Source organism: Clostridium sp. AF28-12, from assembly GCF_003435225.1.
In the GTDB taxonomy this organism is placed as follows: domain Bacteria; phylum Bacillota; class Clostridia; order Lachnospirales; family Lachnospiraceae; genus Pilosibacter; species Pilosibacter fragilis.
The window spans coordinates 41,802-64,363 of sequence record NZ_QWGJ01000008.1; the positions used below are offsets into that span (position 1 = coordinate 41,802).

Sequence of the window (22,562 nt, forward strand, 5' to 3'; positions counted from 1 at the left end):
GCTTTAAACTTCCTCGCCGTTGATCAGCACATGCTTGATCACGCCTGTCACATCAAACGGACAGCCGTCGACGATGACAACATCGGCGTCTTTTCCTTCTTCCAAAGAACCGACACGGTCAGCGATGCCAATGTGCTCGGCCGGATTGATGGTTACGGCGCGGAGTGCGTCATACTCGTCCATACCGGCTTTGATGGCGAGACCTGCGCAGAGCGGCAGGTAGTGGAGCGGGGTTACCGGCGCGTCTGTGATGATGGAGACATGACATCCGGCTTTCGCGAGAATGCCAGGTGTCTCCCAGGTCTTATTCTGGAGCTCAAATTTGGAGGCATGTCCGAAGGTCGGACCTACCGCGAGCGGGAGATTTTCCTTCGCGAGTTCATCCACGATCATATGGCCCTCTGTCACATGCTCCAGAGTCAGGCCGACACCGAATTCTTTCGCGATACGGATCGCAGTGAAGATATCGTTTGCCTGATGGGCATGGGCTTTTAACGGGATCTCATGGTTTAATACCGGGATCAGAGCTTCGGACTTCTGGTCGTAAGCCGGAAGCTTGGAAGCGTCATCACCGGCCGCCTCGATCTTTGCCTTGTAAACCTTCGCTTTATTTAAAGCCTCGCGGATCTTTGCGGCATTTGTCATACGGCTGGAGATTCCCTGTTTCTGGTAGCAGCGTTTCGGGTTTTCACCGAAAGCGCATTTCATAGCGATCGGGAATTTTACGATCATATTGTCAACACGGGTTCCAACCGGTTTGATAGCAGCGAAGGTTCCGCCAATGGAGTTGGAGCTGCCTGGACCGGTTGCGAAGCAGGTAACACCGGCTTTCGCGGCCATCTTCATACACGGGTCAAACGGGTTGATTCCGTCGATCGCCTGTACCTGTGGAGTTACCGGGTCATTCAGTTCGTTGTAGTCATGCCCCTCGTAGCCGATCCCGTAGCCGTCAAGACCGATATGGCAGTGGGCCTCAACAAATCCCGGATAAACATGGAGTCCGGTAGCGTCAATAACCTCAGCGCCGTCAGCAGAGAGACCTTTTCCGATCTTTACGATCTTTCCGCCGTCGATCAGGATGTCAGCGATAAAAGTTTCCTTTGATACCGCTGTGTGAAGTGTTCCGTTCTTGATACAAATCATTGGAATTCCTCCTCTTTTCAAATCATAACTCTATCATACATGAATTGCGAGAATATTTCAAGGATTCTTTCTGTACAGTAGTTAAAAATAAGTTACGATTCACGCTTTGCGCAAACAGTAATAAAAAAAAGGAACTATTTCATCTTAAAAGATGAAAAGTTCCTTATATTTGAGTTATGAAACTACATTCACCGGTGTTCCCTCAAGGAATCCCTTTACATTTCCGGCAAGGATGGAAACGAGGCGCTGTCTTGTCTCAAGTCCTTTCCAGCCCATATGCGGGGTGAGGATCACGTTGTCGAGGGTGTAGAGCGGGTTGTCGGCTTTCGGCGGCTCAGTTTCCTGGACGTCGAGGCCTGCGCCTGCGATCTGGTGCTTTTCAAGCGCTTCGATCAGAGCCGGTTCATCGATGAGAGCACCGCGGGAGGTGTTGATCAGGAAGGCGGTCGGCTTCATCAGCGCAAGAGTCTCTTTATTGATCATATGCTTTGTCTGCGGAGTTAACGGGCAGTGCAGGGAAACATAGTCACTGTTCTTTAAGACTGTCTCAAGATCCACATAGCGGATGCCGTCTTCGTCGGCTCTCGGTGTTCTTGTATACACGAGAATGTTCATATCAAGAGCTTTTGCAATCTTCATTACAGTCTTTCCGATATGTCCGGCACCGATGATTCCTAAAGTCTTTCCGTTTACCTCAACGTGCGGAACCTGGAGATTTTTCGTAAAGTTATCATGGTTTCCGTTTGCCAGCATTTTCATCTGGACCTGCATGGTGGAGCTTAAATTTAAGATCATCATGACCGCCGTGTGGGCTACGCGCTCGGAGCTGTATGCCGGGATATTGCAGACGGTGATCCCCTTCTCCCTTGCGGCATCAAGATCCAGATTGTTGTATCCGGTACCGGCCTCACAGATCAGCTTTACGGAAGCCGGAAATTTGCGGATCAGGTCACCGTTTACCGGCATCTCCTTTGTGACGATAATATCAGCTCCCTCAATGCGCTCTAAGAGCTGTTCTGGTGTGGTATCATCGTAGACGGTCACGTCGGAAGAGAGAACAGAAAAGTCGAGATTTCCGTCAAAGTTCATTTTTTTTGCGTTTAATACAACGGTCTTGTCGCTCATGGGTAAATCCTCCTGCGAAATTGATAATAAAAAATTGTACGTACCTTGGTGCTGTATTGTAACTGTTCAGCAGGTCTGCGCATTTACTGCGCTGACCGTAAAAAAACTTATATTATAATAGAAAGCAAAAATCCTATCGGCACCGCCGCTTTGGAATGGATTTTGCGCGTAACTGTGAGGTGCTGAACAGTTACGCTGTATTCATTATATAACGGTTTTTGAAATGTGACAATGAAGAGTTTGTGGTTATAGGTTATGATACATAGATGTATAAATAAAAAATGGAAAGAAATTTTCTATGCGTTTCCGTGATAGAGCAAGTTGAAGAGGTAAATGTTCAGACGAAAGGAAAGATCAACAAGGAATCGTTTGTCCTGCTCTAAATGAGTTTCCTTGAGAGATGCTTATTTTAACATAATAGTATGTTTGAACAAGTATTGGAAAAATAATAGCATATTATCGTATAATATGTACATCAAAAGACAATAAATGACATAAAAATAGTCATTTTAACGAAAACGCGTTTCGTAAGTGCTTATTAACAAAAAGACAATATGACAGATAGGAGAGTTGATTATGCAGAACGAACATGCAAAAGAATTAAGAAAAATTTTAAGTGAGACATCTTTTTTGACACTTCCGGGTGTATATGATTGCCTTTCTGCTAAGATTGCAGAGGAAGCAGGATTTCAGGCATTATTTCTTTCCGGTGGAGCACTTGCCTACAGTGTATTAGGACGCCCGGATTTTGGATTTTTGAGTCTGGCAGAATTTGGAACAGCGATCCAACATATTGTGTCTTCCGTTCATGCTCCGCTGATTGCAGATGCGGATAATGGATTTGGAAATGCAATTCAGGCTGCAAATACCGGAGCTATGTATGAGCAGCTTGGAGCGGCAGGACTTCAGATTGATGATAAAGTTCTTCCGGCCAATCATCCGGCTAAAAATGAGATCATCGATTGGGAGTTAATGGGACCCAAGATCAAAGCTGTGAGAACTGCAGTTTCTGATGACTTTGTGATCATCTACCGTACATGCGCAGAGTTGTATGATTTTGGTGTCGATGAAGCAATCAGAAGAATCAATCTTGCGAAGGAGTGCGGCGCCGATTATGCATATGTGGATGGAATCAAGTCCGTGGAGAATCTGGAAAAGATTTCCAGAGAAGCCAAAATTCCGCTTATGGTAAATCTGAATGAGAAAGGATTTGTCGGCGGACTTCCTACAGAGCAGGTCAAGGCATTAAATTACTGTATTGGTTTATTTCCAATCTCCGCCATGCTGGCAGCAGCGCAGGGAATGATTGATGTTCTTGGGGCATTGGCAGAACAGGGAACAACGCTTGCAGTGAGAGACAAAATGACAAATCCGCCAACGAAGATTCATCGCATGATGGGACAGTTTTCACTGGTAGAAAAGTATACACCATATTATAACGAATGAGGAGATATACAGGAGAAAAGCTGATTGCTCAGAAAGGAGTGTCTGAATGACATACCGAAACATCCAATACGCCCAAATGACAATCCAAAAAGATTGATGTAGTATTTGTGCATTATAGAGAAAAAATTTCCACTGTTTCACCGATGAAAAAGCGTTCGTTTCGTTTTACTGCATTTATCCACAGCATCCGATCCTCAAAAATCGAACCACACGATTTTTCGAAAAAATATACACTGGATTTGTGGATAGCAGTACAGAGCATCTGGAATTTCATGGAAATATCCCAGATGTTCTGTATTGTTATCCACCGTCATAATGACGAAAGGGAAACAGCCGCCAGGTGGCAGAAACTGTAAAAATCTGGTACAATGAACTCATGAAGAAAAGGAGTTCCTGCCATGGCGATCAAGTACACAGAAGAACAACTAAATAGCGTTGACAAGTCTATGCTGATCCAGATGTTTTTGAACCAGCAGGAGCAATTGGAAAAAGTCAGTGCCGATTCGTTCCTGATCATAAAGCAGATCCAGGCGATCTACCGGGAGGAAGGAAAACTCAAAGAACTTTCATCAAAAGAAAGACTTGTTCAGCGTCAGGTGGTTGTAAAACCACTGGTAGATGCTTTATTTGTGTACCTGAAACAACACGAAAATGAAGTCGGTACGGAAAAACTGAGGGAAGCTTTCATTTATGTATTAAATCAGGAAAAATACCTCCGGGTTTTCCTGACCGATGGGGATGTTCCAATGGACAATAATGCATCCGAGCGTGCGATCCGCGGATTCTGTGTCGGTAAGAAAAACTGGCAGATGATCGATACCATCAATGGTGCAAAATCATCCGATATCATTTACAGCATTGCAGAAACAGCAAAAGCGAATAATTTAAAGCCATATGAGTACTTTGAATATCTTCTGACAGAGATTCCGAAACATATGGATGATACAGACCGATCTTTCTTAGATGATCTGATCCCGTGGTCAAAAAATTTGCCGGAGAGTATTCGAAAACCAAAGAAGATCAATTAAGCCAAGCCGCAAAAGCGGCTTTTGACTGGTTCAGTACTTGCTATGGAGCGTTTAATTTTCGATATCATTTTGACATAAAGCAGGGCTGCCGTATTAGCAAATATTGCTAGGCGACAGCCCTCTTTTGGATGAAACTTATTTTCTATATATAATATGGAACAGGAGCAGCTTTGGGGGTGTTATTACCAAAACCAATTACACACCATAGCAAAAAAGTAAAAAATAGTAAGCAAATGATAACATATGTATACATTAGATATCGAAAGAATGATGTCCCTTTTCTTGTCATTAATAAAACACAACAAATGAAAAAGAAGAGACTTACAAGTCCAATAAAAACTGAATTAAAAAGGAGTGGTACTATTATGCTAATTAACCCTGTAATCATTTTGACTATACTCCTGTTTATTCAAAATAAATTACACCCTTATAAAGACTTCCCCCGTTAACCCACGTTGGAAAATCGTAGATTTCTTTTCCAGCCCAGTTAGAAGTTACCATTTTAGTCCCACTACCAGCGTCGTAAATACGTGTTACAGTAACCCAATGTTGTTCCAAATCAGGTATAGGCGAGTTCCATGTAAGCAACAGAACTGGCGATTCTTTATTTAAGCCCGTAGCAATATATTTTCTCACATTAACTTCTGACCATGCTGAAGAACTTCTAGTTGCCTTTAAATCCACCTTATGATTGGAAGCAAATTCCTCAGCTCTACTAATGAGCGAATCTACTGTAGGAATCCCCCAGACTGCTGGTGAAATAGTGTCATAGACCTCTTTTTGAAAAGCATTAAATTCTGATTTCGTAATACCAGATTTCGTATATAACCCTTTTGCATGTTATAAAAATTTCAAAGTAACTTCTACTTACTTTGTTACTAATAAGATAACACTCATTTTTATATTTTGACGACGGATGTAAGAAATACGAGTCTACAAGATATTTTCACTGAATCATCATCTTGCCACTTCCATTGTCATGCGAAAGGCTTTTCCAGAACGAGCCTTATTACATCATCTTCTATCTGAAAGAAAAACGGCATCCCCGGAGTCGCATTCTCATATGTTTCAATATACTTTTTGAACTCCTGCACATCTGTTGTGGTATATTCCTCCGGATACTCAGAATCGGAAAAGTCCCCGTTCCAATCAATAAAAGTATATACTGTCTGTGCATCCAGTTTCCATACAATAGTTTCCGTATCGGGATTGTATATATAATAGCCATCCGGCATATCATCTTCCGTAAGGTTCAACTCTCTTATCTTTTCCTCATTGTCATCTGTAATAAACTCTATCACATCAACCATTAAATTGTTTTCTGTCATCTCTTTCAGAAAAGCAGCAACATAGACCTTGCCATCCTCATCAGTAAATGTTGGATTGGAAACTTCGCCACTTTGCGGAACCTTTTTCCCTGTTGCAATTACTGAAATTGCAATGATGATTACAAGCAAGATAATTCCTGCCAATATGTAGATGCCTATTTTCTTATTTACATTTTTACTCATAATGTGATTTCTCCCTATTTTTTCATCAATTTCTTCTTTAATCCTATCTGGTGCATTTATATTTTCTGCCTCCTCTTTCACCGCTTTCCTTATCAACGCATCTACTTTTTCATCTTCATAATCACTAATCAACTTTTTCATGGTATCTCCTTCATATCACAAAGTGTAATTTTTTCTTCAAGATCTACACTTCCATCAATAGAAAGGATATTGGTATCTGATTCAACAACATTTTTCATCAGTACTGATGAATCGCTATCGTTTTGTGACGTCGCCATAGCTACAAATGTTGACATTACAGACAAAGAAATAATACTTAGTGCGGCAATAGAAGATTTAAAACACTTGTTTTTTATCATAGAATCACCTCATTTAGAATTTTTATTTAATATGTTACAATGATTTATGTATTCAATGGCATCATCTCCTCTTGTTAAATATAATTATCTAAAAACAATGGCGTTATTTTTAAATTATTCGTTTTATGTCTTGATATTATCATGGGGCGAGTGAATACACAATGCATTTTATCGATATGCAAGAAATCGTAAGAAAATATAAAACATATAAGCTACAAGATTTATAATTGAACTGGGTTATTTTTGATAGTCTGTTTATTTTTTTTCTTTAAAGTATAGTAATAAACGTAATCTCGATTTCTTTTGTCCAAACTGGGCTTAAATAATTTTCTAATCAATGCGGAGCAGCTTCTAGCAGACTTAGAGAAAGATGTCATTTCTACCTGTTGAATCCTCCACTGATTTTTCTGGCAAATCGGACGGAAAATAGCACCGTCATTTTGACGATAAGTCACAATGCTGAAGTTGAAGCGAAAATAGAAAAATCAGAGCTATTTGCGATTACTTATCCACATCCACGTAAACATCAAACCAGAATTACACGAATAAGTTTTTGCATCCACGAAAGCTTGTGGATAATTGCAAAAAGCCACATTTTTTCTAGTAAAAAAATTTTTTAATTTCGGCTTTTTAGACAAAAATCAGAAATCCTTCTTTTCTTTAGAAGGACGGATGACTTTTGGCTGGTCGATTGCAAGGCCTTCCATCAGCCAGCGGAATTCCTGCCTGGTTAAAAGCCTTGCTTCCGAAGCATTGCGTGGCCATTGGAAACGACCATTCTCATCCAGACGTTTCTGGTAGAGAACAAATCCATCTTTGTCATAATGGAGTGCTTTTAACTTCCGACTGTCCCTGCCGCAAAACAGATAGAGCGCGTTGGCATAAGGATCCAGCTTATAAGTATCGCGAATAATGGCCATCAATCCATCAAAGCTTTTTCGCATATCTGTCCGGCCGGTAATGATAAAAATCTTTGCTACGCCGGACAGTTCGCCTAACACAGTTGCTGCAGCGCTGCGATTGTGTTTCGAATCGTTTCGCAGGCTGCCGAATTCTGGATTTCCACAGAAAAACCAGAAAAGACCAAACGAATGGCCGGGGCGGAAACAGTGGTACGATCAGGAAGTTGCTCACCTACTGCAACCGTATCAGCACCAGAAAAATCAATTGCCACAACTTCATGCTGTTCCGGGCAGGAAGACATCGGATTATCTGGTATTTCACAAGCCATGCTTCGAAATCTCCGGATATGATAGTAAAAGTTGCTGCGTTGTATGTGATGTTGCTCACACCATGCTTTATCTGTAAGACCACTGGTGCGGCATTCCTGAATCAGCGCCATCCATTCCTGATCCGTACGTCTTGGGTGTCTTTGAACCATTCTTGCCCAACTCCATTCCTGTGTATTATGAGTGTGTTAGACAGGATGTGTCCAGATTTGAACCAAACTTGTCCACTGTCCAAACTCATTAGAATGATTGTTACACAGATCTTGGCTGATGAAAAGACGGCAGGTTATTCATCGCTTACAATCCAGGTAAAGATTTTATCCGCAAACGCAAACTTGATTTTAAGAAAATGATGCGTCTGATTATTTCCATGGAAAGCGGAAGTCTAAATCATGAACTTCTTAAATTTTTTGAGTATGATTCCTCGGTTCCTACCGGATCTGCTTTTTATCAACAACGTTCCAAACTTTCCGTTTCTGCATTCCGTCATCTTATCAAGGAATTTAACCTTAAATTCCCCTTAGAAAAATTTCGCGATAATTACTATGATATCTGGGCTGCTGTCCAGTCATGATCCTCCGACCAGATTCTGTAAACAGATCGCACGGACACGGCTGTGAGGACGATAACGGCACCGACGATAGCCATTTTTTCCGGAATTTCCAAGCACGAAGCGGATCCCAATAAGCGCGGACAGGAGAGCTGAGGCAGAAGGATCTCCGAAAGGCCGTAAGCAGGTCGGCGAAGCGGTGAATCGGAAAACTACGAAAAAATATCCTGGCGGGGAATTGAGACCACAAGAAAAAGCTGCCCGCGAGGGACAGCTTTTTCTTGTGTGATGGGTTTTCTATTTTCAGGTTTGTTAATGGGCTGTTTTACTGCGCTTTCCGCTGCAGTTTCGCAACGAGGGCGCTGGTCCTCTGACGGTAGTCGTCGAGTTCGGTGACGATTCCCATGAAAGAGGAGATAAGATCTAAGGAGGCGCGCAGAGAACTCTGCTCACCCTGTACGACTGCGCGTTTTGTGAGGCGCATAGCCTGCTGCGGCGCTGCCAGAAGCTTCTCCATATACTGCTCCACAAATGCGTCAAGCTCTGCATCCGGGACGCAGTGGGTAACGAGACCCATATCTGCGGCTTCTTTTCCCTTTAATGTGCGGGCTGTCCAGAACAGGTCTAAAGCTTTGTCCCGGCCGACGAGACGGGGCAGGAAATATGCTCCGCCGTCACCAGGTACAATTCCGGCATTAAAATAGCTTTCCGACATGGAAGCACTCTCCCCGGCGATCCGCACATCGCACATGAGAGCCATGTCAAGACCGGCACCGACTGCGGCACCATGGATCTTGGCAACCACCGGTTTATCGATTTCTTCTAAAAGAAGCGGAATTCTTTGGATTCCCTTCCAGAGTGAATTCTTTCTTGCGAGGGCTGTGGAGGAGATATCTTCATGACTTTCGAAGAATCCGTCACCGGCTGCCATTGCCTTGACGTCACCGCCTGCGCAGAACGCTTTTCCGTTTCCGGAAAGCAGAAGTGCATATACATCATCGTTGTCACGGACATCTTCCAACGCTTCTGTCCAGAGACGGATCATCTCCTCGCTGAAACAGTTGAGCTGCTTCGGACGATTCAGTGTGATGCGTGCAAGGTGGTTGTGTACTTCGTAGATCAAGTCTGCCATAGAATATCTCCTCCTCTATTTACTCTCTCAATATACCATATTGTGGAACTGATTTCATTATATGGAATTTCACACAGAATGTCAAGCCCTTGAAACTGGTTTTAACGTAAAATTTGCAAAAAAATATTGTCCAGAATCGAAAAATCCTGGACAATATCACAAAGCGAAAAAGTATTGCATTCTATATCACAATATGAAATTCTGTTACAGACGTAATGATTGAACCATCCGCACACTTGATTTACAGAGAGAGCAGCATCCACCCCGCCGCGCACATAATTATGAGAAATATGAGATTGTAAAGGGTGAATACCATCATGTACGTTCCTGACTTTGCTTCCGGAATCTCAGCGTAGGCCCGGTAGGAGATCACGCTTGCCATGGATGCGATCAGGGTTCCAAGACCGCCGACATTCACACCAAAAAGCAGAGGACGCACTGCACCGGTAAAGCCGGAGAGCAGGATCGCTGCGGGGACATTGCTGATGCACTGGCTTAAGAGAACACCTGCCGGAAATTCATGACCGGAGATCAGCTTCGTGAGGAGTCCGGAGATCGCAGGGATCCGTTCCATATTGCCGATAAAGATAAAAAAGCAGACGAATGTCAGGAGCAGAAAGTAGTCGACCCGGATAAACAACGAGCGGTCCTTTATGAGAACAGCGGCCAGGATGATGAAAAACATGATCGGCCAGGAATAGATCCGAACGACGCAGCCCAGACAGACGAGAAAAAGCGCCAGATAGAAGATCAGAGAAGTCTTCGTGGGACAGCCGTCCTGGTGAAGGGAGGTCCGGCTGAGGGTGATGGCTTTATTTTTCAGCAGAAAAACGGCAGCTACAAGCAGCAGGGCTGAGAGTACCGTTAACGGCAGCATGTATCCCACAAGCTCACCGGCAGAGAGACCAAAGGAAGAGTAGAGATACAGGTTCTGTGGATTCCCGATGGGTGTTGCCATACTGCCGAGGTTCGCGGCGATGGTCTGAAGGACGATCACAGGGATCATGAGTTCCGGAAGTCCAGCCATATTGAGGATCAGGATGGAAAACGGGACAAATGTGATCAGGGACACGTCGTTCGTGATCAGCATGCTGGAGAAAAAGCAGAGTGCTGTCAGGGTGAAGGCAAGCCGGCGTGTGGAATGCATTCCGGCGAGCAGGGATGATCCGAGATAACGGAACAGACCGATCTCCTTCAGCCCGGCGACCACCGTCATCAGGGAGAAGAGGAGTGCCAGAGTGCGGAAGTCAATGTAAGTCAGATACTCCGGTGACGGAGCGACAAAAAACATGGAGAGGACCGCCAGAACCGCTGCCGCGGAAAGGACTGGTTCTTTTTTTATGAATGACATGGATCGATTTCCTTCCTTATATAAATATCATGCATGCGGCAGAAGACAGAAAAACTGTATACAAAGTGCCGCCCTGCAATTCAAGTCGAACATCCGAAAGACCTGGCGCGTGATTCTGGTCAGCGAAGCTGACAAATCCTATCAGAGTCACTGCGTATCCTCGCGGGATAGGAACAACCGTGTTACTGTACACGGGTAGGAATTTTCTGAACTGAAAATTCCGTACAATACAGTGGTGGTAGTGGATTTTGCCGATTTGGAATGCGAAGCATCGGCAAAATCAGTTACTGTTTGCGCAAGGCGTGAACAGTAACCAACCGCAAAACTTCTGTAATTATTATAAACAGTGGCTTTACGAATGTAAAGAAGAAGAGTATACTGTACATGTTTGGTCATTGCACACAGGTAGGAATTTTCTGACCTGAAAATTCCGTACAATACAGTGGTGGCAGTGGATTTTGCCGATTTGGAATGCGAAGCATCGGCAAAATCAGTTACTGTTTGGGCTTCTTTCATGCCCGTATAGACAATGATGTCAGAATAATGGAAAGCGGCAGCTCTGGATGAAAATTCCTGGGTGCCGCTAATTTACGCGGAATGGCAGCGCATAAACAGGACAGGATGTCTGCTGTTTCTGTTTGAGGGAGGAATATTATGGGGAACAACAAGTTTTCAATCGCCAGTGTTGGAAACCGGCGGGCATTCCGGGATGGAGCCCGGGACGGGGTGCCGATCGCGCTCGGGTATTTTGCGGTATCTTTTTCACTGGGAATCGTGGCGCGGAATGTCGGGATGACACCGATTCAGGGAATGATCACAAGCGCACTCTGCAACGCGTCCGCAGGGGAATACGCGGGCTTTACGATGATCGCCGCGGGGGCAGCGTATATTGAGATGGCGATCGTGACACTGATCGCGAACGCGAGATATTTACTGATGAGCTGTGCCATGAGCCAGAGAATGGATCCGGATATGCCGTTTTTCCACAGGCTTCTCATGGCATTTGATATTACCGATGAGCTGTTCGGAATTACGATTGCAAGACCGGGCTGCTTAAATCCCTGGTATATGTACGGGGCAATCGCATTAGCACTTCCCGGCTGGGCTGTCGGAACAGCCCTCGGTGCGCTGGCAGGTAATCTGATGCCGTGGCGTCTTGTGAGCGCCTTCAGCGTGGCACTCTACGGAATGTTCCTTGCGATCATAATTCCACCGGCGAGAAAGAGCCGCATCCTTGCAGGGCTCATCGCCATCAGCTTCGCGGCAAGCTACCTTGCGGAGCATCTGCCGGGGATCTCATCGATCTCCAGCGGCACGAGAACGATCATTCTGACTGTTGTGCTCTCATCCGCAGCAGCGATTCTCTTCCCGCATCCGGCAGAGGACAGCGCGGCTGATACTTCCAAGGAAACAACGGAAGAAACTCATGTCCATTCTGCAGACGCGGCAAAACAGGGCGCTTAAAAGAAAAAGAAGTTTTTGAAAATTGTCTTGTTAAATTAAGAAGGAACACAGAAAAAACATGGAAAAGAATATTTATCTCTATATTGCGGTGATGGCGGGTGTCTCTTACATGATCCGTGTCCTGCCGCTCACATTGATCCGGAAACCGATCAAAAATCAGTTTATCCAGTCATTCTTATATTACGTCCCATATGTGACGTTAGCTGTTATGACGTTTCCGGCGATCCTCTCCGCCACAAACAGTACGGTGTCGGCGGCGCTGGCGCTGGTCATCGGAATCATCGCGGCATGGTGCGGAAGAAGTCTCCTGTCCGTTGCGGTGATCTGCTGCGCGATGGTATTCATTACGGAATTTTTCTTAGTGTAGTAAAAATACATAAAACACATATATTAAATAAAACAAAAGCAGTTTCGGTATCTGATCATCCATCAATCAAATGACCGTGCTGCTTTTTTACTTTATAGAAGACCGATTACGGCATTCTCGCAGGGCGTGAAAAACCAAGAAAAAAAAGCAGTACATGGCGCAGAAAAACGGAATGCGGCGGTATCCCAGACCAATGCTTTAACGTTGTAAAATAAATGAGATAAAATCCCATTGTCTGAAATTTCACAATACGAAATATATTCCATTTTGGCAAAAATGCTGATTTTCTACGCGGAAATTTGGCAATTATTTGGAAGAATCGTACTTGTATTTGTGCGGGAAAGTTGTTATAATCAGTAGCCGTGTTGAGCGAAAAAAAAGAGTAATGGCTCATAAAAGCTGATTACATGGAGGTTTACCCATGAAGAAATTATTTGCATTCTGCGCAGGACTTCTGGCGGTCTTAAACCAGACTGCAGTTACAGCGCTTGCGGCAGAACCAGAGGCTGCCGGGGCGGCAGCACAGACGCCGTTATGGCTTTGTATTCCATTTGCAGGACTCCTGCTCTGCATCGCGGTCCTTCCGCTTGTGAAAGCAGAGTGGTGGGAGGCGCACCAGCCGCATGCGGTCGTGTTCTGGTCCCTGCTGTTCCTGATCCCGTTCGCCGTGAAGTACGGTGTGCCGAAGGCAGCGGAGACGACACTGGAATGTATCATAAACGACTACCTGACATTCATCGTCCTTCTTTTTGGATTGTTCTGTGTGTCCGGTAATATTACCCTGTCAGGTGATCTCGCTGGTTCCCCGAGGATCAATGTGGGACTTCTGGCACTCGGAACCCTGTTATCCAGCTGGATCGGAACCACCGGTGCCAGTATGTTAATGATCCGTCCGATCATCAAGATGAACGCGTGGAGAAAGAGAAGACGCCACATCGTGATCTTCTTTATCTTTATGGTGTCCAACATGGGCGGCTGCCTGACTCCGATCGGAGATCCGCCTCTGCTCATGGGATTCATGCGGGGCGTCCCGTTCTTCTGGAGCTTAAAGCTTTTACCGATCCTGATCTTCAATATGATCATCCTGCTGTTCATCTTCTATCATTTTGATATGAAGGCATATAGAAAAGATATCGCGGCAGGCTTAAAGCCGGATATCAGCAAACCTGGTACTGAGGTGAAGATCCGCGGCAGCCACAACCTGATCTTTATCATTATGATCGTGATCGCCGTTATCTTAAGCGGTACCCTGCCGTCCATGCCGATGTTTCAGGATGCCGCAGGAAATGTCCTCGGGATTCATGTATTCGGAGAAGTTACATTATCCTATCCGGCGATCATTGAGTGTGTGATCATCCTTGTATCCGCATTTCTGTCCTTTAAGACGACGGATGGATCGATCCGCCGAGAGAACCACTTTACCTGGGGCGCGATCCACGAGGTCGCAGTTCTCTTCGTCGGTATCTTTATCACGATGCAGCCGGCGCTTATGATCTTAAAGGCAAACGGAGCGGAGCTTGGGATCACAGAACCGTTTGAGATGTTCTGGGCGACCGGTCTGTTATCCAGCTTCCTCGACAATACGCCGACCTATCTGGTATTCCTGACAACAGCAGGCGCCTTAGGATTGTCACAGGGCATGGTGACGGCCCTCGGAACCGTTCCGGTCAAGATGCTGGAAGCGATCTCCTGTGGTGCTGTATTTATGGGCGCGAATACATATATCGGTAACGCGCCGAACTTCATGGTCAAATCCATTGCGGATGAGAACGGTATCCGGATGCCTTCATTCTTCGGATATCTGATCTGGTCCTTTGGAATTCTTGTTCCGGTATTCATTGTGGATACTCTGGTATTCTTTTTATAGGAAGGGGGAGGAAATATGGCTGCAACGAAAGAAGAAATCAAAGAACTGGCAGAACATATCTACGATCTGGACGCGGAGGTCTATGTCCACCTGGGTTCCTCCCTGGGACGTGTTTTCAACCGTGACAGAGAGCGCTGTGTGAATGAGCTCACAGAGCTTCTGACCACAAGACCGCAGGGACATTTAGTCCGCAGCGAGCTTGGATTGATCGCGAACATGGCCCGTACCATCGAGGATAAAGAAGAACGCGCGATGTGTATGACCGAGTACAACCGCATCCTCAATGAGGTCATGAGCCTTCCGACAAGCTTCGCCAGCGGCGATGTGATCGACCCGATCCTCGCGAAGTTAAACAGCTTCAACGTAGCGAACCGTTTCTCCAACGACGACCATCTGATTATCTGCATCAGCTGGACATACGGAAGCGGCGGAATCGATGTCGGCTTCAAGCTTGCGGATAAGCTTCATATTAACTACTACGATGCCGATATTTTCGCGGCAGTATTAAAACGCCTCGACGCGGAGAAAGATAAGACGATCCGTGACGCGGCGGGATATGCCCACGTCTCTGAGGAACTGCAGCAGAGTCCGGCGAGCGAGTTTGAGGCAGTGACCCATATGTCCCTGAAGGATCATATCAAATATTTCAGCCGTTACCACGGCCTGAACCGTCAGGATGCCGTCTTCTTCAACCAGAGCGATCTGATCTGTGATATGGCGAAAAAGGAAGACTTTATTATCATGGGCCGCTGTGCCGATGCGATCTTAACGAACAACGGTATTCCGCATATCAGTATCTATATCACTGCACCGATCGAGCAGAGGATCCAGCGCGCGATCGAGGTAAACTCCGGATTAGACCGGAAAAAAGCGCGCCATTTCCTGAAAAAACTTGACAAAAAACATGCGCATTATTACAATTTTTATACCGGAAGAAGCTGGGGAAACGCGAATAACTATGATCTATGCATCAACAGCGCAAGCTACGGAATTGACGGTACTGTCGATTTTATTCTGAGAATGATCGGTCACGATAAGGATAAGAAAAAATCGGAATGATCCCCAAATGAAATGTGCTGCCGGCCTGTTTGCCGGACATGACAAATTATGATTTTGATGCCTGGCTGATATCAGTCAGGCATTTTTATGTAAAAAGAAAGGATCAACAGCATGCAGCTCGATATGACAAAAGGAAAACCGCTGCCGGTGATTTTGCAATTTACGATTCCATTGGTGATCGGAAATATCTTTCAGCAGCTTTATAATATGGCGGACACGATCATCGTCGGCCGCTGCGTCGGTGCCGGGGCGCTGGCGGCGGTCGGCTCCACCGGAACGATCATGTTTCTGGCGACCGGCTTTGCTCAGGGAATCACTGCCGGTTTTTCGATCCTTACCGCCCAACGGTATGGGGCAGGGGATGAAAAAGGTGTGAAACGCAGCGTGGCAAACGGAATGATCCTGGCGGTGATCGCAGCGGTCATCCTGACACTGGTCTGTGTGGCGATCATGAACCCGCTTTTGCACCTGATGAATACGCCGTCAGATATCTTTCAGGATGCCTACACGTATATCATGGGAATCAGCGTCGGACTCACGGCAAATATCTTCTACAACCTGTTTTCCTCCTATCTGCGGGCGGTGGGAAACAGTCAGATCCCACTCTTTTTCCTGATATTTTCCGCCTGCCTGAACGTGGGTCTGGATCTGCTTTTTATCATCCGCGGCGGCATGGGTGTGGCAGGAGCAGCCTGGGCGACAAATCTGTCCCAGGCGATCTCGGCGGTGCTCTGCGCGGGATATATCTGGGTGAAGGTTCCATCCTTAAAGCCGGAGAGGGAACACTGGAAGATCCACGGAAGCGACACGAGAAACCAGCTTGCGGCCGGGATTCCCATGGCGTTTCAGTTCGCGATCACAGCGTCGGGAACCATGATCATGCAGTCCGCTATCAACCTCTTCGGTTCCGTGGCAGTTGCGGCTTACACAGCTGCGGCGAAGCTCCAGAGTCTCGTGATCCAGGGCATGATCGCCATGGGACAGACGATGGCGACCTACGGCGGACAGAACTACGGATGCGGGGATGTAAAGCGGATCAAGGCAGGGGTAAAGGCAGCGCTTCTCGCGGAGTTTGTGTATTCCGTCACAGTAGCATTACTCATGTGTGCGCTGCTCAGACCATGTCTCGGACTTTTCTTTACCGGGGACGTGGATATTTCAGCGATGATGCCGTGGGCGGAGACTTACTGCTATATGACTGCGATGTTTTTCCTGCCGCTCTGCACGATCTTTATTTTCCGCAATATCATGCAGGGCTGCGGATATGGCTTTCTGCCGATGATGGGAGGTGTATCGGAGCTCATCGCGAGACTGATTGTCTCCATGGCGGCGATGAAGCTTTTGAGCTATCCGCTCGCCTGTTTCGCCGATCCGGCGGCATGGATCGCAGCGGCGGTATTTACGGGTGTCTCGTATCTCTTTGTGATAAAAAAGATCGGGAGAGAGCTTAAGGAAAAGACAACTTAGGTTCCTGAGACTGGTGATGTGACACATGGCTATCTGTGGTTTTTACTTGCGGGAATTTCCCTCACTGGTCTTCTTGCACGGATACTCGGAAAGGAGCACTCTGACAGAAGGAGAAAGAGCTGATGGCAGAAGGAAAGAAGAAACAGAAAAAAAGCCCATGGTGGTACAAATTAGGAATCCTGGTGTTCGGCGCGGTGTTCTGCGTCTCCGCCTTTATGGCGGGCCGGGATTACCTGGCGGCCAAAAAGGAAGCGGACGCGTTCGACAGCCTGAGTAAGCTGGCGGCGGATTACGCGGAGGAAAAAGCTCCGACAGATCTGACGGAGAGTGCCGGGGAGACAACGGATCAGGAGAAAGCGGCGGAGTGGGCAGAACTCTTAAAGGAGGCTGCCGGATACGCGGCGCTTAAGAATGAGAATCCCGATTACGTCGGTTGGATCAGAATCCCGGATACAAGGATCGATTACCCGGTGGTGGACCGGGAGTCTGATCCGGAATATTACCTCCACAGGGCCTTTGATGGTTCCAAGTCATTTGGCGGAACCCCGTTTCTCGGCGAGGCATCCGGCGTGGACACGAAGTGTCTGATCATCTATGGGCACAACATGAAAAACGGGTCCATATTCGGAACCCTTGATTCCTACAAAAAGGCTGATTACTGGAAAGAACATCCGCTCGTCCGTTTTTACGTCGACGGAGAACCGCGGACTTATGAGGTCTTTGCGGCGGTGGAGACGCAGGTGCTCTATGAAGATGAGGATGGATTCCGGTATTACCGCTACGACGGGGATATTCCGGAGGAGGAATACGATGAGCTGGTGAACTGGCTCAGAGGACATTCCGACTACGACACGGAGATCGTCCCGGAGTATGAGGATCAGATCCTGATGCTGTCCACATGCAGCTACCATACGAAAAATGGACGGTTTGTGGTGGCGGCGAGACGGGTTGCGGAGCCGTAAATATAAGCTGCTATCGCGCAGGTCCGCGATCAATGGGATGCGGGCCGTGCAGGGAAAAGAAAAATGCCTTCTGGGTGGAAACTCAGGGGCATTTTGCTGCTGATCCGGAAAAACGCTTGACAGGGCAGGTGGCCTGGGGTATCCTCGACCTAAGACAGATCCGGATTCGGAGAAAGGAAGATGAGCTATGGCAGAGAAGATTTTGATCGTTGTGGATATGCAGAAGGATTTTGTGAACGGAAGTCTCGGCAGCAAGGACGCGGAGGCGATCGTCCCGGCTGTTGTAAAGAAGGCAAAAGAGTTTGATGGGGACCTGATCTTTACGAAGGACACACATTTCGAGAATTATATGGACACCCAGGAGGGACATTTCCTTCCGGTTCCCCACTGTATGAAAGGAACCGACGGATGGAACCTGATCCCGGAGCTTGAAAAGATTTTCGTGGAGCGCGACGCGGCGATGTATGAGAAGATCACCTTCGGATGTCCGGAGTTAGCGGAAGACCTTCTTGAGAGAAATAAGAAGACACCGATCGAGTCCATCGAGCTTGTGGGACTCTGTACGGATATCTGTGTGGTTTCAAACGCACTCCTCATCAAAGCGTTCCTCCCGGAGACCCCGGTCTTCGTGGATTCCGCATGTGCGGCAGGTGTGACGAGGGAAAGACATGAGGCGGCTTTAGAGACCATGAGAAGCTGTCAGATCGTGGTGAAGTAAGAAAATTAAAGATTTAGAGTGAAATGATGTGCAGATATGGAGATCCTTTTATGGAGGGGACCTATATCTGCACATTTTTGTATATAGGAAAATTCGAGGAATGCATTGCTATATCAGAGGACGATAACGTATCGGGAATACGCATCTGCGCGAAAATACAGACTGCTGCGGCGCGGGAATGCGTTGAGATATAGGATAGGAATCTTGCCCGCATAAATTCTCAAATTCTGTAATAAGATGGTAAAAATATCATCGAGGGGCAACCCTATGAAGGAATATATTGAAGAACGGGCGATCCAGATCGCGAACTATATTATTGACGAGAATGCGACGGTGAGACAGACGGCGAAACGGTTTGGAATCTCAAAGAGCACGGTACACAAGGATGTGACGGATCGTCTGATCCATATCGATCCGTCCCTGGCGGCACAGGCGAGAGTGGTTCTGGATATCAACAAGGCGGAGCGGCATATCCGCGGCGGGCTTGCGACGAAGGAGAAGTACGAGCATGAACATCAGCTGCAGGCCTGCAGCAGGGTGGAGATGTGAGAGGGAAACTGCTGCGGATTGCCGCGGATATTTTGAGAGAAAAAATCTCAGTATCGACAAAAGGTCTGAAAACTGTGGAAAAATCCGATTGAATTTTCGAAATACATGCGATAGAATGGGAGCAGGACTGTTTCTGCAAGGGGAAAACCGGAAAAGATTCCTTCCGGAACAGTCTTATCAGAGGCAGAAAAAGTGACATGAAAGAAACGAACGGAGGAATAAATCATGAGCAAAATAGAGGCAATGATCGAGAAAGTTAAAGCACTTATCAACGCGCCGTCCTGCTGTGCGGAGGCAAAGGAAGCTGCAAACAAATGGCTTGAAGCCGTCAATACAGAGAAACAGGACGAGGCAGCAAAGGCGCTGATCGAGGAGATCGCGGCAGATATTATCCCGATCGACGGCCTGATCGCTTTTGCGGGATCTGAGGATGGGAAGAAGATCTTTGGAGAGGAAAAGGCAGCAGGAATCGAGGCTCACGCGAAGAAGATCAAGGCAGAGGGCGCGAGATTCTGCGACTGTCCGGCATGCACAGCTGTTGCTGCAATCTTAGCTGACAAAGCAGACCTCTATGCACCGACATACAGCCTCACATGGACTGTTACCGATGACATGACCGCAAAACGCATCGGCAGCGCCGGTTCCAAGATCCTCTCCACCCCGAACATGGTGGCTCTTATGGAGGACGCAGCCCTGGAGCTTGCGAAATCCTACCTCGAAGAGGGACAGACGACCGTCGGCGCGGAGATCCACTGCCGCCACCTGGCACCGACACCGGTGGGAATGAAAGTGACAGCTACCGCGAAGCTCCGCAGCATCGAGAGAAGAAAGCTCTGGTTCGACATTGAAGTGAACGATGAAAAAGGCAAGTGCGGAGAAGGTTCCCACCTGCGCGTTATCGTAAACTCCAAGGCGATGAGTGAGAAGGCGGAGAAGAAAGCAGAATAATCCGACAGCAAAGGAGAAGAGACACATGGGAAAACACACCATCGATCCGCAGATCAGCGCGGAACACCTCGCGGGCGCGGTCCGCTTCGCAACCGTATCAAACGCGGACAATTCACTGACTGACTACACAAAATTTGACGCGTTCCACGAGTATTTAAAGGAAACATACCCGTTAGTACATAAACACCTGACCCTGGAACATACCGGACAGGCAGGACTTCTCTATCACTGGAAAGGAACCGGAAAATCCGGTGCCGCGCCGCTTCTCTTAATGGCGCATCAGGACGTTGTCCCGGAAGGCGACCTTGAAAAGTGGACATATCCGCCATACTCCGGAACCATCGCCGATGGAAAGATCTGGGGCCGCGGATCCAGTGACTGCAAGAGCAACCTGATCGGACAGCTGGAAGCCGTTGAGGCACTTCTGGAAAAAGGCTACGAGCCGGACTATGACCTTTACCTTTCCTACGGATACATGGAGGAGGTCGCAGGTGGAAAGATCCCGGCGGAGACACTCCGCGGAACCGGCATCCGCTTCGGCGCCGTCCTTGACGAAGGCGGCGGAGTCCGCGCGGGAAGTGATTACGGAATCGACGATAAGGGACTCTGCACCATTGGTCTCTGCGAAAAAGGATATGTGGACTTTGAACTCTCCTACACCGCAAAAGGCGGACACTCCAGCCGCCCGGGCGAGAATTTTGCGACGACCATGATTGCAAAGGCACTGATCGCGATCCAGGAGAATCCGATGCCATATCGCGTGACGGATACGATCCGATGCCGCTTCGAGGTCCTTGCGCCGTATATGGCGAAGGAAAATCCGGAGCTGGCAAAGCTGCTTGAGAAACCGGATGAGAATCTGGAAAAGCTTGTTCCGTACTTTAAGAAAGATCCGGCCCTCGACGCGATGTTCCACACCACCGTCGTTCCGACGATGCTTTCCGGATCTGCCCAGGCGAACATTCTTCCGGCGAAGGTCACCGCAGTTGTAAACAGCCGTATCCTCACGGGAGATACCGTTGAGAGCGTAAAGAAACACCTGGAAGACATTGTGCCGGATGAGGTGGAAGTGCGCGTTCTCAAAGGCAGCACCGCGTCTCCGACATCCCTGTACGACGGAGCCATCAAAGACCTTCTCGTTGAGATCAGCGGTAAGATCTATGGCGATGCGATCCCGTGTCCGGAGATGATGCTCGGCGGAACAGACGCGAGATACGTCTACGACCTCAGCGACCGCGTATACCGCTTCTCAACGATCTACGCGCGAGACGACCATCATGTCCATGCAGCGAACGAGTTCACAGGAGTAGAAGAGCTGGCGGACAGCATCGACTTCTATATGGAACTGCTGACCAGATATGGGGAGACAGCGAAATAATTATATGAAAATCTTTTAAGCTGACCAAAACAAACTCAGAGCCAGGGATATAAGTCTCTGGCTCTTTCTGATTATTATTAATCTAAATAACTTTTCATTGCCTTTAAGGCATTTTTTTCCAGACGGGACACCTGCGCCTGACTAATTCCAACTTCCCCCGCAACCTCCGTCTGCGTCTTCCCCTCAAAAAATCTCATATCAATAATCCGCCTCTCCCTGACCGGCAGCCTCTTCATCGCCTCACTCAGAGAAAGCTGCTCCACCCAATTCTCCTCCCGGTTCTTTTTATCACTGATCTGATCCATCACACAAAGCGGATCCCCACCATCCGTATAAACCGGCTCATAAAGACTCACCGGACTCTGGATCGCATCCATCGCATAGGTGATCTCCTCTTTCGAGATCCCCACCTCATCCGCAATCTCCATGATCGTAGGTTCCCGCAGATTCTTCTTCGTGAGAAGCTCCCGCGCTGAAAGCGCTTTATAAGCCGTATCCCTGAGTGACCTGCTCACCCGGATCGAATTATTATCTCTCAGATACCGCCGCACCTCCCCCAGGATCATCGGCACCGCATAAGTTGAAAACTTCACATTCTGCGACAGATCAAAATTATCGATGGCCTTGATAAGCCCGATGCACCCGATCTGAAACAAGTCATCCAGATTCTCACTGCTCCCTGAAAACCTCTGGATCACACTTAGAACAAGCCTCAGATTCCCCTTAATATATGTTTCTCTTGCGTCCGTATCTCCATTCTGGATCCGTCTGAAAAGGTCGGTTTTTTCCTCATTCGTCAGAAGCGGGAGTTTAGAAGTATTCACCCCGCAGATCTCAACCTTATATCCTGCCATGACAAGAACCTCCGCAAATTATTTTCATAGAAAAATGATTTACGAAAACAGGACA

21 protein-coding genes are annotated in these 22,562 nt (G+C 47.2%); 12 read left to right on the plus strand and 9 right to left on the minus strand.

The window, feature by feature from the left end; translation table 11 throughout:
• Positions 1-3: 3 nt before the first annotated feature.
• The gene (locus DWY93_RS08540) at positions 4-1,143 is read right to left on the minus strand and encodes an amidohydrolase (RefSeq protein WP_117472224.1); all 1,140 of its coding nucleotides are present in this window, start codon (positions 1,141-1,143) and stop codon (positions 4-6) included.
• 174 nt (positions 1,144-1,317) lie between these two features.
• Positions 1,318-2,268, minus strand: coding sequence for an NAD(P)-dependent oxidoreductase (locus tag DWY93_RS08545; protein ID WP_015552710.1), 951 nt, complete (start codon positions 2,266-2,268; stop codon positions 1,318-1,320).
• 576 nt (positions 2,269-2,844) lie between these two features.
• On the opposite strand from DWY93_RS08545, the gene DWY93_RS08550 reads away from it, so the two are divergent.
• Together DWY93_RS08550 and DWY93_RS08555 are read left to right on the plus strand one after the other, a co-directional pair.
• Positions 2,845-3,714 (plus strand): isocitrate lyase/phosphoenolpyruvate mutase family protein, encoded by an 870-nt coding sequence (locus DWY93_RS08550; RefSeq protein ID WP_117472226.1) that lies wholly within the window; start codon positions 2,845-2,847, stop codon positions 3,712-3,714.
• Between the two features lie 398 nt (positions 3,715-4,112).
• Positions 4,113-4,742 carry a transposase gene (locus tag DWY93_RS08555; protein WP_015552708.1) on the plus strand — a complete coding sequence of 210 codons (630 nt, stop codon included), beginning with the start codon at positions 4,113-4,115 and terminating at the stop codon, positions 4,740-4,742.
• 977 nt (positions 4,743-5,719) lie between these two features.
• Here the strand turns inward: DWY93_RS08555 and DWY93_RS08565 are convergent.
• The 6 genes from DWY93_RS08565 to DWY93_RS08590 form a co-directional block, all read right to left on the minus strand.
• A complete protein-coding gene (locus DWY93_RS08565) occupies positions 5,720-6,394 on the minus strand; it encodes a hypothetical protein (protein ID WP_117470088.1) in 675 nt (224 codons plus the stop codon).
• On the minus strand, positions 6,391-6,612 hold the full coding sequence (locus DWY93_RS08570; protein WP_117470087.1) for a hypothetical protein: 222 nt from the start codon (positions 6,610-6,612) through the stop codon (positions 6,391-6,393). Before DWY93_RS08570 ends, DWY93_RS08565 begins: the two co-directional genes overlap by 4 nt.
• Before the next feature lie 641 nt (positions 6,613-7,253).
• Positions 7,254-7,613, minus strand: a complete 360-nt coding sequence (gene tnpB / locus DWY93_RS08575; RefSeq protein ID WP_147324196.1) for an IS66 family insertion sequence element accessory protein TnpB — start codon at positions 7,611-7,613, stop codon at positions 7,254-7,256.
• Positions 7,607-7,993, minus strand: a complete 387-nt coding sequence (locus tag DWY93_RS17295) for an IS66 family insertion sequence element accessory protein TnpB (RefSeq protein ID WP_147324197.1) — start codon at positions 7,991-7,993, stop codon at positions 7,607-7,609. The genes tnpB and DWY93_RS17295 overlap by 7 nt, the downstream gene beginning before the upstream one ends.
• Positions 7,994-8,716: 723 nt before the next feature.
• The gene (locus tag DWY93_RS08585) at positions 8,717-9,523 is read right to left on the minus strand and encodes an enoyl-CoA hydratase-related protein (RefSeq protein WP_117472230.1); all 807 of its coding nucleotides are present in this window, start codon (positions 9,521-9,523) and stop codon (positions 8,717-8,719) included.
• A 241-nt stretch (positions 9,524-9,764) separates the two neighbouring features.
• Positions 9,765-10,874, minus strand: coding sequence for an SLC13 family permease (locus tag DWY93_RS08590; protein WP_117472232.1), 1,110 nt, complete (start codon positions 10,872-10,874; stop codon positions 9,765-9,767).
• Positions 10,875-11,528: 654 nt separating this feature from the next.
• Here DWY93_RS08590 and DWY93_RS08595 point away from each other — a divergent pair.
• The 10 genes from DWY93_RS08595 (at position 11,529) to DWY93_RS08645 (ending at position 21,653) form a co-directional block, all read left to right on the plus strand.
• Positions 11,529-12,338: an AzlC family ABC transporter permease gene (locus DWY93_RS08595; RefSeq protein ID WP_117470084.1), complete on the plus strand. Its 810-nt coding sequence runs from the start codon at positions 11,529-11,531 to the stop codon at positions 12,336-12,338.
• Positions 12,339-12,396: 58 nt separating this feature from the next.
• Entirely contained in the window at positions 12,397-12,705 is a 309-nt protein-coding gene (locus DWY93_RS08600; protein WP_117470083.1) for an AzlD domain-containing protein, read from the plus strand.
• Between the two features lie 421 nt (positions 12,706-13,126).
• Entirely contained in the window at positions 13,127-14,572 is a 1,446-nt protein-coding gene (locus tag DWY93_RS08605; protein ID WP_117470082.1) for a sodium:proton antiporter, read from the plus strand.
• A 15-nt stretch (positions 14,573-14,587) separates the two neighbouring features.
• Positions 14,588-15,631, plus strand: coding sequence for a cytidylate kinase-like family protein (locus DWY93_RS08610; protein WP_117472234.1), 1,044 nt, complete (start codon positions 14,588-14,590; stop codon positions 15,629-15,631).
• 111 nt (positions 15,632-15,742) lie between these two features.
• Entirely contained in the window at positions 15,743-17,098 is a 1,356-nt protein-coding gene (locus tag DWY93_RS08615) for an MATE family efflux transporter (protein WP_117472236.1), read from the plus strand.
• Positions 17,099-17,220: 122 nt separating this feature from the next.
• On the plus strand, positions 17,221-18,060 hold the full coding sequence (locus tag DWY93_RS08620) for a class B sortase (protein WP_117472238.1): 840 nt from the start codon (positions 17,221-17,223) through the stop codon (positions 18,058-18,060).
• Between the two features lie 187 nt (positions 18,061-18,247).
• A complete protein-coding gene (locus DWY93_RS08625; protein ID WP_015552652.1) occupies positions 18,248-18,778 on the plus strand; it encodes an isochorismatase family cysteine hydrolase in 531 nt (176 codons plus the stop codon).
• A 267-nt stretch (positions 18,779-19,045) separates the two neighbouring features.
• Entirely contained in the window at positions 19,046-19,327 is a 282-nt protein-coding gene (gene spoIIID / locus DWY93_RS08630) for a sporulation transcriptional regulator SpoIIID (RefSeq protein WP_015552650.1), read from the plus strand.
• Positions 19,328-19,552: 225 nt separating this feature from the next.
• Complete coding sequence (locus DWY93_RS17865; RefSeq protein WP_347465903.1) at positions 19,553-20,275, plus strand: thioesterase family protein; 723 nt, start codon at positions 19,553-19,555, stop codon at positions 20,273-20,275.
• Positions 20,276-20,300: 25 nt separating this feature from the next.
• Positions 20,301-21,653 (plus strand): M20/M25/M40 family metallo-hydrolase, encoded by a 1,353-nt coding sequence (locus DWY93_RS08645; protein WP_117472240.1) that lies wholly within the window; start codon positions 20,301-20,303, stop codon positions 21,651-21,653.
• A gap of 77 nt (positions 21,654-21,730) precedes the next feature.
• Here DWY93_RS08645 and sigG read toward each other — a convergent pair whose 3' ends face one another.
• Positions 21,731-22,507: an RNA polymerase sporulation sigma factor SigG gene (sigG, locus tag DWY93_RS08650; RefSeq protein ID WP_117472242.1), complete on the minus strand. Its 777-nt coding sequence runs from the start codon at positions 22,505-22,507 to the stop codon at positions 21,731-21,733.
• Positions 22,508-22,562 lie beyond the last annotated feature (55 nt).

Bases quoted from the DNA above. Each gene is read 5' to 3' on its own strand.
- DWY93_RS08540 (WP_117472224.1), bottom strand. From the start codon at position 1,143: ATGATTTGTATCAAGAACGGAACACTTCACACAGCGGTATCAAAGGAA.
- DWY93_RS08545 (WP_015552710.1), bottom strand. From the start codon at position 2,268: ATGAGCGACAAGACCGTTGTATTAAACGCAAAAAAAATGAACTTTGAC.
- DWY93_RS08550 (WP_117472226.1), top strand. From the start codon at position 2,845: ATGCAGAACGAACATGCAAAAGAATTAAGAAAAATTTTAAGTGAGACA.
- DWY93_RS08555 (WP_015552708.1), top strand. From the start codon at position 4,113: ATGGCGATCAAGTACACAGAAGAACAACTAAATAGCGTTGACAAGTCT.
- DWY93_RS08565 (WP_117470088.1), bottom strand. From the start codon at position 6,394: ATGAAAAAGTTGATTAGTGATTATGAAGATGAAAAAGTAGATGCGTTG.
- DWY93_RS08570 (WP_117470087.1), bottom strand. From the start codon at position 6,612: ATGATAAAAAACAAGTGTTTTAAATCTTCTATTGCCGCACTAAGTATT.
- DWY93_RS17295 (WP_147324197.1), bottom strand. From the start codon at position 7,993: ATGGTTCAAAGACACCCAAGACGTACGGATCAGGAATGGATGGCGCTG.
- DWY93_RS08585 (WP_117472230.1), bottom strand. From the start codon at position 9,523: ATGGCAGACTTGATCTACGAAGTACACAACCACCTTGCACGCATCACA.
- DWY93_RS08590 (WP_117472232.1), bottom strand. From the start codon at position 10,874: ATGTCATTCATAAAAAAAGAACCAGTCCTTTCCGCGGCAGCGGTTCTG.
- DWY93_RS08595 (WP_117470084.1), top strand. From the start codon at position 11,529: ATGGGGAACAACAAGTTTTCAATCGCCAGTGTTGGAAACCGGCGGGCA.
- DWY93_RS08600 (WP_117470083.1), top strand. From the start codon at position 12,397: ATGGAAAAGAATATTTATCTCTATATTGCGGTGATGGCGGGTGTCTCT.
- DWY93_RS08605 (WP_117470082.1), top strand. From the start codon at position 13,127: ATGAAGAAATTATTTGCATTCTGCGCAGGACTTCTGGCGGTCTTAAAC.
- DWY93_RS08610 (WP_117472234.1), top strand. From the start codon at position 14,588: ATGGCTGCAACGAAAGAAGAAATCAAAGAACTGGCAGAACATATCTAC.
- DWY93_RS08615 (WP_117472236.1), top strand. From the start codon at position 15,743: ATGCAGCTCGATATGACAAAAGGAAAACCGCTGCCGGTGATTTTGCAA.
- DWY93_RS08620 (WP_117472238.1), top strand. From the start codon at position 17,221: ATGGCAGAAGGAAAGAAGAAACAGAAAAAAAGCCCATGGTGGTACAAA.
- DWY93_RS08625 (WP_015552652.1), top strand. From the start codon at position 18,248: ATGGCAGAGAAGATTTTGATCGTTGTGGATATGCAGAAGGATTTTGTG.
- spoIIID (WP_015552650.1), top strand. From the start codon at position 19,046: ATGAAGGAATATATTGAAGAACGGGCGATCCAGATCGCGAACTATATT.
- DWY93_RS17865 (WP_347465903.1), top strand. From the start codon at position 19,553: ATGAGCAAAATAGAGGCAATGATCGAGAAAGTTAAAGCACTTATCAAC.
- DWY93_RS08645 (WP_117472240.1), top strand. From the start codon at position 20,301: ATGGGAAAACACACCATCGATCCGCAGATCAGCGCGGAACACCTCGCG.
- sigG (WP_117472242.1), bottom strand. From the start codon at position 22,507: ATGGCAGGATATAAGGTTGAGATCTGCGGGGTGAATACTTCTAAACTC.